This window comes from Citrobacter sp. Ce104 (assembly GCF_030334595.1).
Lineage (GTDB): Bacteria > Pseudomonadota > Gammaproteobacteria > Enterobacterales > Enterobacteriaceae > Citrobacter > Citrobacter europaeus.
The window spans coordinates 519574-535332 of record NZ_JAOWDP010000064.1; the positions used below are offsets into that span (position 1 = coordinate 519574).

8 protein-coding genes are annotated in these 15759 nt (G+C 50.9%); 2 read left to right on the forward strand and 6 right to left on the reverse strand.

Translation table 11 applies throughout. The features are described from left to right. Positions 1-121: 121 nt before the first annotated feature. Positions 122-9454, forward strand: coding sequence for an autotransporter outer membrane beta-barrel domain-containing protein (locus OGW16_RS13145; protein ID WP_286518504.1), 9333 nt, complete (start codon positions 122-124; stop codon positions 9452-9454). A 143-nt stretch (positions 9455-9597) separates the two neighbouring features. On the opposite strand, the gene OGW16_RS13150 is transcribed toward OGW16_RS13145, so the two are convergent. The 6 genes from OGW16_RS13150 to rclA all read right to left on the reverse strand — a co-directional run bounded on the left by OGW16_RS13150 (position 9598) and on the right by rclA (position 14643). Next, positions 9598-10365 (reverse strand): putative bifunctional diguanylate cyclase/phosphodiesterase, encoded by a 768-nt coding sequence (locus OGW16_RS13150; RefSeq protein ID WP_047412841.1) that lies wholly within the window; start codon positions 10363-10365, stop codon positions 9598-9600. Positions 10366-10466: 101 nt separating this feature from the next. Next, positions 10467-11048: a helix-turn-helix transcriptional regulator gene (locus OGW16_RS13155; protein ID WP_170928040.1), complete on the reverse strand. Its 582-nt coding sequence runs from the start codon at positions 11046-11048 to the stop codon at positions 10467-10469. A 21-nt stretch (positions 11049-11069) separates the two neighbouring features. Then, positions 11070-11765: a flagellar brake protein gene (locus OGW16_RS13160; protein WP_043015507.1), complete on the reverse strand. Its 696-nt coding sequence runs from the start codon at positions 11763-11765 to the stop codon at positions 11070-11072. Positions 11766-12346: 581 nt separating this feature from the next. After that, a complete protein-coding gene (rclC, locus tag OGW16_RS13165) occupies positions 12347-12907 on the reverse strand; it encodes a reactive chlorine resistance membrane protein RclC (RefSeq protein WP_286518505.1) in 561 nt (186 codons plus the stop codon). Between the two features lie 11 nt (positions 12908-12918). Further along, complete coding sequence (gene rclB / locus OGW16_RS13170; protein WP_043017861.1) at positions 12919-13149, reverse strand: reactive chlorine resistance periplasmic protein RclB; 231 nt, start codon at positions 13147-13149, stop codon at positions 12919-12921. Between the two features lie 168 nt (positions 13150-13317). After that, on the reverse strand, positions 13318-14643 hold the full coding sequence (gene rclA / locus OGW16_RS13175; RefSeq protein ID WP_286518506.1) for a reactive chlorine resistance oxidoreductase RclA: 1326 nt from the start codon (positions 14641-14643) through the stop codon (positions 13318-13320). 237 nt (positions 14644-14880) lie between these two features. Between rclA and rclR the strand changes: the two genes are divergently transcribed. Next, positions 14881-15735, forward strand: a complete 855-nt coding sequence (rclR, locus tag OGW16_RS13180) for a reactive chlorine-specific transcriptional regulator RclR (RefSeq protein WP_043015504.1) — start codon at positions 14881-14883, stop codon at positions 15733-15735. The last annotated feature ends 24 nt before the right edge of the window (positions 15736-15759 follow it).

The window sequence follows — 15759 nt, forward strand, 5'->3', positions numbered from 1 at the left end:
CGCACGGAAGGGAACCCTATTTTCCGAAATCTATTACCGGGTAGCACATCCGCGTGCCAACCATAGCCAACAACTCAACGTATTAACACATACATAACAGGAATGTAGACGAGGGTTATATATGAACAAAGTTTACAGCATTATTTGGAACGCGGTACTCGGTATCTGGGTGGTCGTTTCCGAATTAACTAAAGGAAAGAAAAAAAGCAGCTCGCGTAAAACTGTCGCCGTACTGGCGGCCGGCGCATTAAGCGCTGCTTCAATGCCGGCTTCCGCTGATCCGATTATCGATATCGGTGAGCACAATATTTTCACCGACTACCAGGCAGGTATTTCCGTTGGAGATTATGAGGGTATCCACGACTACGGATTCTTATATAAAGATATCACTGCTGGTCAGGCGCTCAATATCAGCGGCGCGATCCCAACGATTGCCCCAGGCCAAAGTGGTGTTGTTGAATCAACGACCATCAGAGAGCTACTGCAAACCGGCAAAATCACCCTGCAGGCCACCAGCCCTGACCAGGGCGTAAAAACGATTACTACCGCTGAAGAACTGGCGGAATACCTGACGTATAACCAATCGTCGACACCATCACAAAGCACAGAATTTGATATTAACGACCCGGCCTTCCCTGGCGAACCTACAACTATTAAAGTCTTTAACACCAATGACTTAAATAATTTCCTTACCGAATCGCAGATTGGCGATTCGGCATTAAACACCTACGATCCAACGTTGTCTAAAATCTATAAACAATTTGGCATCGCGCTGGCGACAAATGGCTCCATAGCCAATCTGGATATTGGCAACGACACGCTCAATGTCCGCGACAAAGCCAATACTATCGAGTTGCTGGCCAAAGACTCCTCCTTACTGGAGGCTCAGGACGCTGGTAGCCAGGTTAACTGGCAATCCGATAACTACATAAAATTTAACGCTGCTCCGGTTATTCCTGAAAAAACGTTCGCCGGCTCGGCCCAAACCTCTGTGTTTGGCGATGATGTGAAGCTCATGACCTACGGTTATGATACAGACGGCAATGTCGTCGAAACGGGTGAGCGCACATTTAGCATTACCAACACGCAGGATCTGGCCGATTTTAACGACTGGCTGTTGGGCAACAGCAGCGATGCAGCAGAAAACCCGGAAGGCGAAAAAGTCAGCCAAATCCAGCTGTGGCTGGATGCAAATGTCGTCACTACCTCCACCGCCGCACAAACGAAATATGCCGAGCTGATTGATGATCTTATCAACTCCAGCAAGCCCTCAGACGTGCTCACCTGGGATTACGACGTCTGGACCGACGGCTTGTCACATAGCAATAACGCGACCGCTGGCCGCGGTGAGCTGCATGCTATTTACGCCAACGGTGCAGGCACCACCGGCACCCTGAACCAAGATGCGATTATTGCCGTTGACGGCAGTATTAATGGCGTCATGAAAGCCATTGATGGCGGGGTTATCAACAACCTCGGCCAACTAAACGCATTACGTACTTCTACCGGACAGAGTCTGGCGATTGGCATGCTGGCAAAAGACGCTACGGCAACCAACAACGGGATCATCAATTCCGGGCTGTTTATCGACAAAGACGGCAACCAAAACGTCAACAGCTATGGCGCATTTGGCATGCAGGGGCAAGGCGCCAGCCAGATAGCGAACAATGGCACCATCAACCAGGCGATCACCACCGATAACTTTGGTACCGCGTCGGCAGCCGATCCCTGGAGCAAAGACGTACCCGACTCTTCGCTGACGCTGGCTATTGGTATGCAATTGTCTGACGATGCGCAAGGGGTCAACAACGGCGATATCAACGTCGTAGACGGGCGTAAAAGCGGTGCATCCTTTGCCAAAGGCACCGCTTATGGCGTAGAAGTCGCCGGGAATGCCACCTTTACCAACGCTCAGAATGCCTCAATTTATCTTGGTCGCGACGCAAGCGATCCGTCTAAAGATGTCACCATGGCGGGCGGTTCCAGCCTGAGCGCTGGTATTATGACCAAGAGTGCTAAAGAAGTTATTAACAACGGCCTTATCACGCTGGGAACCGGCATACGTAACGCCGCGGGGATTTTGGTCGGGAATGCCACGGGCAACATCCTCAATACCGGCAACATCGTGATCAATGGCGGTTCTGATGGAGGTAGCAGTAAAAACTACGGCATCTCCGTACGGGACAGCGGCGCGGAAAATAATCAGGAAATCCGCAACGACGGCAAGATTAACGTAAATGGCACCAACAACGTGGGGATCCACGTTAGCGCCAATAACAAAAATGCCGAAGTCACCACCAGCGCGGCAGGCTCTATCGTGGTGGACGGAGAAGGCGGCGTCGGTAACCGTAACTACGCCATCTGGGCGGAAGGTGGCGCTAACGGCCAGGCAGTGGTCAACGTTTACTCCAACATCACGCTGGATAAGGCCGGTAACATCGGCGTACACGTGCGTGATAACGCCATCGCTAACGTTGACAGCCTGAGTAGCCCGTCATTCAACAGCACCGATCAGATTGGTTATTACCTGTATGGCAAAGGCGCTACCGCCAATATTGGTCAGGCGGTGATGAATGACAACGGTCAGGATCGCACCACCATTTTCCGTATCGCCAATGGCGCATTGCTGGCCGGTAATACCACTAACCCGAAAGATCAGTCCACTTCCAACCTGAATCTGACTCTCAGCGGTAACAATTCTGTTGGCGTTCTCGCCACCGGGGCTGGCAGTAGCGTAGATACCGGTGAAGCAACGTTCACCGTTCAGGGTACCGACTCCGCGGCACTGGTTATCGAGGGCGGCGCGAAAGGAACTATCAGCGATAAAACCACCATTAATCTGACCGGTGAAAGAACCGTTGCCGGGGTTGTGGATGGTCAGGCGCATCAATTGAATGGCAATACGCAGGGTAATGCCACGAGCACCACCCTCACCTCGGACGCGAAGATCACCTCTGAAGTCAGCGGCAACAAGGTTATCGCCTATGTGGCGAGAAATCTGGGCAACCTGATCCTCGATACCAAAGCGATTATCGATCTGGCCAGCGTCGACAGCATCGGTGTTGATGTTCAAAAAGGCGGGAGTTTAACCAATAACGCCTCCAGCGCCCTGCACGTCAGCAACGGCATCGGCGTACGGGCTTCAGGTGACAGCGCACAGATTAAAAAACTGGGTCAGGTAACCGTTGATGACGGAACCGCAGGGGTTCTGCTGACCAATGGTGCAAGCCTGAGTATTACCGGTAATGCCGGCGATGCCATCACGACCAATGGTTCAGCAGACGGCATTCGTCTCGAGACGGGAGCGGGTAAGCTGGCTGCAAAAGGTGTGACTATCAGCGCTAAAGGGACGGGTGCCGGTATTCAAAACGATGCCAACAATACCGATATCACGCTCAATGACGTGACCATCAATGCCAACGATGGCCCGGGGATCCGTACCAGCGTGGCGCTGAACATGAAAGATGGGCTGAACAACATCCTTAACGTCAATGGTAAAGGTACCGGCTTCGCTTTTGAACAACGCAATGGCGATGCGGTGACGGGCGACCTTACTATCGGCAAAGGCTACACCATTGAAGTACAAAACAGTGAAGGGAGCGGGATTCGCGCCAATACGGACGGTCGTGTCACCACTAATGCTGACATCAACGTGCATGATAGCGCAGGCGGTTCGGCGATCATCGCGAAAAACGTCAGCGCATTAACCAACAGCGGCAAGATTATCTCGGCCAGCACCACATCACCGGTGATCGACGCCAGCGGCGACAGCAGCAAAACCATTACCAACACGGGAACCCTGCAGGCTATCAACGACACGGCGGTAGCCATTCAGTCTGGTAAAGGTAACGACACCATTGATATCAGCGGCGGTGTGACCAGTGGTGTAATCAACACCGGCGAAGGTACGGACACCTTCAACTGGCGCAGTGGCTCCTATGCCGGCGAAGTGAATTTCGCGGGTACCGGTGGTAACAATAAGGCCAACATTGGCAATGTGACGCTGGATAAAACGCGCCACATCATGACCGCTGCGGGTACAGGCAACGCCCTCACCTTCACCGATACGAAAGATGCGAAGATTGGTACGCTGGCCAGCGACAACCTGAATACCGGCACCAACATTGGCACCGGCTGGGATTCACTGACCATTAGCGGGTCAAATGCGGATGTGCGCGTCGTTGAAAACCTTAATCTGGCGAGCAAAACCATCGCCGTAAACAATGGCGCAACGCTGCGCACCGGCGACCACGTCGAGCCAACCAGTACTGCCGCAAGCATTGGCGATTACGATATCACCACCCAGGGCGCAGGCAGCAAGGTTATCTTCGATACCCAGGGGGATACGTCAGCAGCACAGATCTATCGCGGCATCATCAGCGGCGACGGGAAATTCGAACGTGCGGCAGGCGGTACTACGGTATTTACCGCCAACAACAGCTACACCGGCTCTACCACCATTGTTCAAACTGGTACGCTGCAGTTAGGTGACGGCGGAAATGAAGGCGAAGTCAGCGCCGTGTCTGACATTATCGACAACGGCGTACTGGCGATTAATCGCGCCAACACCGTGCTGCTCAATGGTGTGATCTCCGGCATCGGGGCGCTACAGCAAATCGGTAGCGGCATTACCCGACTGAACGGCAACAACACCTATACCGGTGAGACCACTGTCACTAACGGTACGCTGCTGGTCAATGGCGATCAAAGCGCAGCGCGCGGCACCACCACCGTCAGCGGCACATCCACACTTGGCGGCAATGGCGTTATCGGCGGCAACGTGCTGATGAACGATGCCACGACTCTCAGCGCCGGTGACGGCGGTGCGGGTACGTTATCCATCAACGGTAATCTGCAGCTCGGCAGCAAAACGACCTCCGCTTTTGAACTGGGCAAGGCATATACGCCAGGCGGTGCGCTAAACGATCTGATTAACGTCGCAGGCGATCTGCAACTGGACGGAACCCTGGATGTGACGACTTCACAGGGCGGCAACTTCGGACCGGGTGTGTACCGTATCTATAACTACGGCGGCACGCTGAATAACCAGACGCTGGAATTAGGCGCGATACCGGATAGTCAGGATAAGAGCAATATTTTTGTCCAGACCTCCATCGACAAACAGGTCAACCTGGTGAACGCCAACGGCGTTACCCTGCAGTTCTGGGACGGCGCAACCGTCAATCAGAGCCACGGCGCGTCGGGCATTGAAGGCGACAACAAAATTGACGGTGGCGATGGCAAATGGATGGCGATCGGCAGCCAGGGTGATAACAACTGGACCACAGCAACCGGTGAAGGTAACGCCCCTTGGGCGCAGAAGTCCTTTGCTGTCTTCACCACCAAAGGCGGAACCGTTACCGTTGATAACGCCGTGGGAGAAGTTAACTTCTCCGGGGCACAGTTTGACGCCGATGGCTATGTCGTTAAAGGCGATGCGCTTAACGCTTATGCCACCACGGAAAACGCGACCCACGCAGGCCAGACGCCTGGAACCGGTGAACTGCTGCTGCGCGTTGGCGCCGGTGGCGCGGGGCAAAACTACACCGCGACCATTGAGTCCGTTATCCGCGAAGCCAGCACGACTGACAAGCTGACGCTGGTGAAAACCGACCTTGGTCGTCTGATCCTCAGCGGCGATAACGAGTATCGTGGCGGCACGCGCATTGATGGCGGTACGTTGCAGATTTCCTCCGACAGCAACCTCGGCCAAAGCGGAACCGACTTAGCTATCAACAATGGCTCCACGCTGCAAATGGGCGCGGACCTGACCAGCAATCGCACCATTGAGCTGGGAGCACATGATAACGCGGCGGTGTTCGACCTCAATTCACACCACTTCACGCCAACAGGTGAGATTACCGGCGACGGTAAACTGAAAGTCACCAGCAGTTCAAGCGATGCGGGCAGCACCCTGTCGCTCGACCGCGCGAACAGCTACAAAGGCGATACCGAAATTGCCGGTACCGGAAACGCCAACAATGTAACGGTCAACGTCAGTAAAACCGGGGCCTTTGGTAGCAATGAAAGCAGCACTGTGAACGTCAATAAGGGGGCGACGCTCAATGTCAGCGGAACGGATACCAGTCTGCAGTCCCTGACCATGAACATTGCCGACAGCCTGTTAACGCTGGCAGATAACGTCACCGCTGCGAGCGCAAAACTGAACCTGACGGGCGCAGCAAAAGCGGTGTTAACCAACAACGCTACCGCGGGCAACGCGAAGGTTAACGTGTCACAAGACAGCACCCTGGCGCTGGAAGAAAACGCCAGCGGCGGCAATGCTACGGTGAATAACAGCGGACTGATGACCTTTGCCGACCAGGCGATGGCTGAAGATACCGTCGTTAAAAACCTGGCGGGTGGCAAGGTCGATATCAGCGCAGTCGACAGCGCTACGTCTATCGGTTCGTTGTCCGGTGCGGGTAACGTTGAACTGGGTAATAAAGAACTATCGCTGGGTAATCTGCATCTTGATGACACCATTAGCGGCATTATCAGCGGCAACGACGGCAGTCTGGTGAAAATCGGCGACGGCACATTAACGCTGACCGGCGATAATACCTGGACCGGCGCCACGGACGTCAATGAAGGTGTGCTGCTGGTCAACGGTAATCAGTCTGCCGCAACCGGTCAGGTGACAGTGAAATCCGGGGCAACGCTCGGCGGTAACGGTATCATCGGCGGCGCAGTTGATGTGCTGGACGACGGCCATATTACCGCAGGTGCCGCCATCAACAGCGTGGGTAAACTCACTACCGGTTCACTGACGCTCAGCGATAACGCACAGCTTGATTACCAGTTTGGTCAGGCCTATACCCCTGGCGGAGCTTTCAACGACCTGATTGATGTGAATGGCGATCTGACGCTCGACGGTAAGCTCAATATCGAGACCTCTCCGGGCGGTAGTTTTGACGTTGGCGTTTATCGTGTCATCAACTACACCGGCACCTTGACCAACAATGTGATGGACATTGCCAACGCGCCGGAAGCCGCAGACAGCCTGTACGTTCAAACCTCGGTTAAAAACCAAGTTAACCTGGTCAACCATGCCGGACTGACGCTGCGCTTCTGGGACGGCACCGGCGGTGAGAATGGCGAGTTGAAAAACAACGGCGTCATCAACGGCGGCGACGGTATCTGGCAATCAAGCCAGGGTAACGACAACTGGACTACGGATGAATCAACGCCAGAAGGCGCGCTGAACGCACCGTTTACCGATGCCGCGTTTGCCGTCTTCCAGGGTGAAGCGGGCAACGTCACCGTCGATAACAGCAAAGGCGACGTTATCATTAGCGGCGCACAGTTCGCTACCGATGGTTATCGCGTAGGCGGTGAGGCCATTACCACCGATACGGCCAACACGCTGATTCGCGTCGGCGATGGCACAGTAGACGGCGCTAACTACACCGCCACTATCGACAGCGTGATCCGCGGTACCGGCGGCCTGAATAAAGGCGATCTTGGTACGCTCATCCTCACTGGCGACAATACCTATAGCGGTGGAACCACCATCACTTCAGGGACGCTGCAGGTGGCGGGCGATACCAACCTTGGCGCGCCAGAAACGGGAATTACTTTTAATGGCGGTACGCTGAAATATGGCGAAGCGTTTGATACCGCCCGTCAGGTGACGCTGGAATCCGGCGGCGGGACATTCGATACCAACGGACATAACGTTTCCCTGCTAACGGAAGTCGAAGGTAACGGTCAGTTGACCAAAACCGGTAAAGGCTCCCTGACTCTGACGCTGGATAACACCTATACCGGTGGCACCACCATCGAACAAGGCGTTTTACAGCTGGGTAACGGCGGTAATATCGGTAGCATTCAGGGGGATATCGTTGATAACGGCGTACTCAATGTTAATCGTGGCGATACCCTGGCGCTGACCGGTAATATCAGCGGCGAAGGCCAGTTGCATCAGACCGGTAGCGGTGTGACGGAGCTACAAGGTGAAAACAGCTACAGCGGCGCAACGCTGATTGCCAGCGGCGTACTGCGGGCGGGTAACACCAACACCCTGAGTAGTGCGTCACACCACTACGTTGTCGCTGACACCACCCTGAACACGCAGGGTTACAACCAGACGGTAGCGGGCCTGAGCAACGGCGGCGATGTTTCACTCATCGGCCAGCAGACTGGCACAACGTTAACCGTCAAAGGGGATTACACCGGCGAAAAAGGGACTATCAACATGGCGGCAATCCAGAATGGTAGCGGCGCAGGCATTGCCGACCGTCTGATTATCGATGGCGGTAAAGCCAGCGGTAGTACGCTGCTGGATGTCGACGGCTCTGGTCTCGGCGCGCCGACCATTGGCGATGGCATCGAAGTGGTGACGGCGCTCAATGGCGCGACCACCACGGCCCAAACGTCGCGTGACGCCTTCCATCTTGCCGCCGACCGTATGGCTGCTGGCGCATTTGAGTATCAACTGCATGCGGGTAATGCTCAAGGTCAGGGTGAAAACTGGTACCTGAGAAGCGAATATCGTCCAGAAACTATGCTGTATTCTGGTCTCGCCAGCGTCGTTCGTCAGGGCGACATCAGCCTGCTAGGCAACATGCACCAGCGTATGGGCGACGAAGTTAAACCGGGTATTGATGAAGATAATCGCGCCTGGGCAAGAATGATTGGTTACTCCGGAAAAACCAAACTGGATGATGCGGCCGGGACACAAACCAGCTCCCATACCATGGGTATTCAGGTCGGCGTTGACATGTATGCTAACGACAGTTGGAAAGCCGGACTGTATACCAGCATTCTTGACATCGACAGCAACGTGAAAGGCACGAAGACAGGCAGCGACGGCAAAGGCGGTAACATCGACGACAACGCGTTTTATGTCGGCGGCTATGCCACCTGGTTCTCGGGCGACGGAATGTATGTTGATAACGTCCTGCAATACGGTAACCATAAATCCCGCCTGGCGGCGACCGGCAATAACGGATCGTATACCGTCAGAGGCAACACGCTGACGGCGTCGACAGAAGTGGGTAAATCATTCCGTTTGGGCGCCAGCGCATGGAGTCTGGAACCTCAGGCGCAGTTGATCTATCAATACAGCGACTTCGATAACGGGCATCTCGATGGTGTGACCCAAACGAAAGTGAAAATGGATACCGCTGATTCCTTTACCGCTCGTCTGGGCGTGCGCCTGGTCGCAGACTATGACACCAACCATGGCAAATTCCAGCCGTACGGTAGGGTCAACGTCTGGCAGGGACTGGGGTCAAAAGACAAAACGCACTTTAGCAATGCGGTCGCCACCACCACGCTGGAATCTTCACAACAGTACTCCAGCACTGAAGTTGCCGCCGGTCTGTCATGGTCTATCGACAGAAACCTGCAGGTCTACGGTGAATTGGGTACGCAATTCAGCAACGGCGGCAGTAAGTCGCAGGTTGAAGCGCCGGTCAATGCCTCTATCGGCTTTAAGAAATCGTTCTAAGCAGATATAAACTTACCCGCCCTCTGTTCTACAGGGGGCTTTTTTTTGTCTTTCAGGGCGGCCTGATGCGCTACGCTTTCAGGTCTACTGACTTACCGGCAACGCGGCACAATCAAGGGTTTGGGAAACGTAAAAAGGAGGGATTAATGATTATATTGTACTAAGAGTGTAGGGATCTCTTCTGCCAACACCGGAGGAGAAATGAAAAAGCCTTGAATTTTGTCACAACCAATCTGCATCAGGCGGTCCAGTTCGGACTGGGTTTCCACCCCTTCGGCCAGAACTTCAATCCCAAAATTATGCGCCAGTGAAATGATACCCTCCACAATCTTTGTTGAGCGGGTGTCGGGTTCAATGCCGGTGACAAATTCCTTGTCAATTTTTAAGGTATCAAAAGGATATTTCAACAGATAGTTAAGATTAGCGTGGCCGGTTCCAAAATCATCAAGGGCAAGTTTGACCCCTATCGCCTTCAACTCCATCATATTTTTAGCCGCTATCTGACTGTCGCACAGCGGCGACGTTTCCGTGACCTCTATCTGGCATCGATGGGGCGGCAGTCCGCAGGCGGTAAGGTTTTTTCTGACACGTTGGGGTAACAGAGGATCGCAAAATTCAAGCGCGGAAATATTGACTGATAGTACAAGGGGGTCTGGCCAACAGGTTGCCACATCCCAGGGAGTGTGGATAACCATATCTTCAATTGAAATGATATTGCCGCTGTCTTCCAGTAATGTAATAAAAACATCGGGAGAGATCATACCCATCTGAGGGCTATTCCAACGCATTAATGCTTCAAACCCACTAATACTCTGAGTACGCAAGTTAAAAATAGGCTGATAAACCATATAAAGCTGACTGGTATTCAATGCCTTTTCAAGCGCAGTTAGCACCTCACTGGAATTAAACATTCCGCTCCCCCTCAATAAATCATAGAAATTAAAAACCAGTCAACATCACTCCCGAATTGTATCTACTATTAGGTGTGTTACATCAGAAAAGAATGGCCAACTTAGGGTAAAAAAGACATACGATGGGTAAATCTGACAATTAATTTATTTAACTCAGAGGTATTGGTCAGTCCCAGCTTGGCGACGACCCGCATCTTATGCGCCTGAATAGTTTTATAGTTCAGACTAACTAACTCTGAAATTTCTTTAGCGGAATAACCGCTTACCAACAAATTCAGGATCTGCTGTTCTCTCTCGGTTAATCTTTTCTGCGAACGATATAGTCGGGGATTCCATTTCCCGACCGTTAACGACGCCAGTTGACCGAAATCACGCAGCGAAGATTTCTCAGTCAAAACTATTGTTTTTTCAACATATAACAACTCGACGCATAATTTTGCCACCAGGCTATCAGCAACAATTACCACGACGTTATTATAAAACTTAAAGCGGTTTTTATTCAGAAACTGCACGATCGCTGAACACGGTTGTTCATTATCAATGATATTAAAAACCATGGTTTGATGCTGGCATAATGATGTCTGATGCAACATATCCTCAAACGGGAATGTTTGTATCGGTACATGTTTGCTTGTCAGGTAGGTAAACAGACCGTTGCCTACAAAATTATCACTGCCACACATCAACATCCTGTTCACCGCTCCTTATAAGCTTCTAATCTTGTTACTCATTAAAAATTTAATAATAATTTTCTCGACCTCAGTCTCTTCGCGACGGTTTTTAAAATCGAACCCGCATGAGATCTGATGACAGGAATACAATTGATTATCATCATCAAATTCATTGATCATGACGACATCGATCACTTTTAAATCCAGCTGTAAACTGCCAAACGTATCAAAATCCAGTGTGGCATTTTTAATCACCGCATCTTTATAAAGAAAACGGGAGTTCACATCTTTAACAATTAATGCACAACCGCCCTGCGAGATGTTTTTAATCTTCAGAGAGTAGTTTTCTCCGTTTTTGTAACGACCAAAACAGAAAAAGTCGTAACCCTTCAGGAAGGAAAAACGCTGATTTTGTCGCTGCTGGGCAAAGAAAATCATATCCGGGATGAGGTAGGATAATCCTGCTTCCGCACCTGCTGATGAGGTTTGTTCGAATCTGGCACTAAATTTCACAATCCCGCTTTCGCTGTGCAGGATAAAGTATTGGACCTTTTCAGGAACAATGTCTTCGTGCCCAGAGATCACAAACCGCTCGAAATCGACCTTCTCTAACTGCGTGATAACGCTACTGTTTTCGCATAAGACTTCCAGTTTCGTTTTCTTGTGCAGCTCTTCTCGAAGGGTAGCTATGATTTCAAACTTGTTTTCCTTTGCTAATCCAAAGCTCATTCTAAAACCCTTATTTCCATATTTAAGATATGTCTCGCTTTTGGTTACTCACAAAACGCGAGATCAGCATCCACCCCTGGTGCTTAATTACCATAGTGGATTCCATGTCAAACAGTTGGTTAAAAATTAAGTTTTTAACTATCTTTAGTCATTTATTGATACGTAAAAACGTTTAATCAGGATTAATTCTAGCTTAAGACATGCCTAAAACCACACGAACTTGTTGATTAACTATAACAAAAGTGAATAACAATCTTTTTTGAAGTGTGGTTTTGAGATAACAAATAGCAAGAATTGCATAGATAAAATTTGAGAAAAATGGAGCTATCCTGGCGGGAGGGCTATGCCGTACGCGGGGTGGCACGCTTGTACAAGAAGAAAGAAAAAATACTTACGAGACTGTATCATTAGTCAAAAATATAGCTCTGACTCGTTATTCTTATAAACTGAATAATTGCAACTCATACATATTAAATAAATTTCCCTTAAGGCAGAAAAAAAGCCAGCATCCTGCTGGCCCGGTAATTACCGAATCTAACTATAGTGGCTTACTATCTTACAGAGGGTACAACGTTAAAAATTCAATATCGCTGCTTAATTATTGATCGGGATGAGTCTGCGATGATCATCACTGCTCCCGCCAACATTAACGTATCTTTTAACACCAACCGCTCGGCGCCTGACAAGTATGGAAATCCGTGGTGTAAATCACCCAGCGGCATTACCCATGCTTCAGGCGTGGTTATTAAAAATGATAAGGTTACAATTGGTGTAGCAAATGCCAGAACGCCGCCAATTAGTCCCAACCAACGGCTAACAGGATTAGCCAGCACCAGCAAAGCGATAAGCACCTCGACTACGCCCAGACCATTGGAAAACGTATACGTATTATTCGCAGTCTGCCACTCACGTTCCTGCGGCTTAAACTCACCTTCGTGAGTTAAATGCTGCTTATACTCTTCTGGATGTTCATAAAAAAATGACATTACCGGGCTATTGGCGACAAACGGCGTAATGCTGTCGGCTTCGTAAGGTACAAACTTTAATAAACCAATCCAGATAAAAACAATTGCAATGCTCAGGCGAATTAGGGTTAATCCAATTCTATCGCCCTTACTGAGTAAATGCAGGTATTTTTCCATCCAGACTCTCCTCATTTGTACAAAATTGCCGTTGCGTGAGTACTGCTATCAATGCGCATTGAGGTTATTTTCCAGGAAGTTGCATTATTTTCCTGAGCCAGTTTCGCAATAGCATCCTCTATCACGGAAGGTGAATCCGCTATGCCAGACACGCTAACGTGAGCAACCTCGGTTTGCGCCAATGCGGAAAATGTCACCGGCGCAGTCAATAACGCGGTCATTAGTAAGGTACTTTTAAATATGTTCATGTGTATTTCCATTAACCAGTAGTTTCAGTAGCAATATAATAAAATACGTCGACTTATTTCATTTCATCCATCACGCCAGAATAACTGTCAATTAGTATCCAGCCGATAAATAGATAAAAAAAGCCCCACACGGGCGGGGCAAACATACAGACTACGCTTTTATTATTTAACGAGAGAAAAGAGATCGTTCAGTGATTCACTCATGCTCGGATGCGTAAATATTTGATCGCGCAATGTGGTATACGGTAAACCCGCGTCCATTACGGTTTTAATGATATTAATCATCTCATGAGAATCCACGCACAGCAGCGATACGCCTAATATTTGTTTCGTTTCGCTATCCACCACCGCTTTAAGGACACCACGCGTGTCATCCATCACCCGTGCACGCGGGATAGCCGCAACAGGTAGTGTAACTACCTGCATCGCCGCGCCGCTGGCGCGAGCCTGTTCTTCGGTCATCCCCACGCGGGAAAGCGGTGGCGTCATAAAGACGGAATACGGTACGTTTTGGCGATCGCCGGTATGACGTAATCCCTCGCCTAACAGGTTGTCACGCACAATGCGAAAATCATCCAGCGAGATATAGGTAAATTGTAATCCCCCCGTGACATCGCCCATTGCCCAAATATGGTCTGCCGAGGTACGCAGGTATTTATTCACAATAATGGCGCCACGGTCATTTACATCCACACCCGCGTTCTGCAACTGTAGATTTTCAGTTGCAGGTTTGCGACCCGATGCCACCAGCAGCGCATCCACTGTGTGTACGCCTTCCGGCATTTGCAGCCGTACCTCGCCGTCCTCGGATGAAACCGCCTGAACCCTGGCATTGAGGATAATCTCAACCCCTTTGTCGCGTAGAATATTAGCGATAGCGTCAGCAATATCCCGATCTTCGCGGGGTAAAAACTGCGGGGCCGCTTCATAAATAGTGACCTTACTGCCGAAGTTGGCAAACATCGATGCGAATTCAACGCCAATATAACCGCCGCCCAAAATACCTAAACGCTCAGGACGTTGCGTCAAATTCAACAGACCAGTGCTGTCAAACACACCCGGTGTAGTCGTTAATCCTTCTACGTCCGGAATCGTTGACTGCGCGCCGGTATTAATAAAGATCTTCTCACCGCTTAGCTCAATCGCGCCGGTTGACTGCATGACCCGCACGGTATGGTTATCAACGAATTCGGCCCGCCCTTCAATCACATCCACGTTTTCCAGATCGGCAAGATTATGGAAGTTTTTATCACGCAAAAAGCTGACAACAGAGGCCTTGCGCTGCATCGCCGCAGCAAAGTCATGCTGAAGTTCAGCATCATGTACCAGGGTTTTGGTTGGAATGCAGCCGATATTGATGCATGTCCCACCATACATGGTGTTTGACTGTTCAATAATCGCCACACGCCAGCCCGTTTTCGCCAGGGTAGCCGCCAGCGTTTTCCCTGCTTTGCCAAATCCGATAATAATCGCCTGATACTGATTCATGCTGTCTCTCCGCCAGGTCACTGTTCGTTTGATGAACTGAAGTATAGGTTGAGCCCTGACAAAACAACGTATCCATAACGCGCGATTAACTGTCAAATCGTCTAAATCATCATTAAAGATGACTAACGTTTATAGAATGAAAAAACACACTAACACTTTGAAGGTATTAAAATAATAACTAATTAAAGAGATAATGCCGTTTCAACAAACAATAAATAAAACTGTTCAGGAGTCTTCATGGATACCCTTAGCCGATTACTGATGCTTAACGACCCGCAAGGCTCGATCGACAAGAACTGTCTACTGAGCAGAGACTGGCAGTTGCCACACGCGGCGGGAGAGTTGTCCGTTATCCGCTGGCATACGGTTACTCAGGGAGCGGTCCTACTGGAGATGCCCGACGGGACATCATTCACCCTGCGGCCAGGCACTCTTGTTATCCTGCCGCAAAACTCCGCGCACCGGTTGTGCCAGTCCGGCGATGAACAAACGCATATCGTATGCGGTAGCCTGCGACTGCATGCTTCCTCTCGTTATTTTTTAACTGCGCTGCCGGAAGTTCTGGTTCTGGCGCCTGATGAAAACAGCCCCGTCAGCCACTGGCTCAAGGCTATGATCGCACTGATGCAACAGGAATCCATGAGTGCGCTGCCAGGCTCCAGTGTAGTATGTAGCCAACAATGCGCCACACTGTTCACACTCGCCGTTCGCGAGTGGCTAACCCAAGCGACGCCCGCACAGAACGTGTTGAATTTATTGCTGCATCCCAAACTGGGGGCCGTGGTATTCCTGATGCTGGAGTCACCGGCTTTTGCCTGGACCGTTGAAGAGCTGGCAAAACGGGCACATATGTCGCGGGCCAGCTTCGCACAGCTATTCCGTGAAGTGTCAAATTCCACACCGCTGGCGGTGTTAACCACCTTACGTCTGCAATTCGCCGCCCAGATGTTGTCACGCGGGTCGCAGCCATTGATTGTCGTCGCCGAGTCGGTAGGCTACGCCAGCGAATCGTCGTTCCATAAAGTCTTTTTACGGGAATTTGGCTGCACGCCGGGCGAGTACCGCAAACGCGTGAAAGCCCTGGAAGCATAAAGCTACGCCTGCTTCGGCGACCAA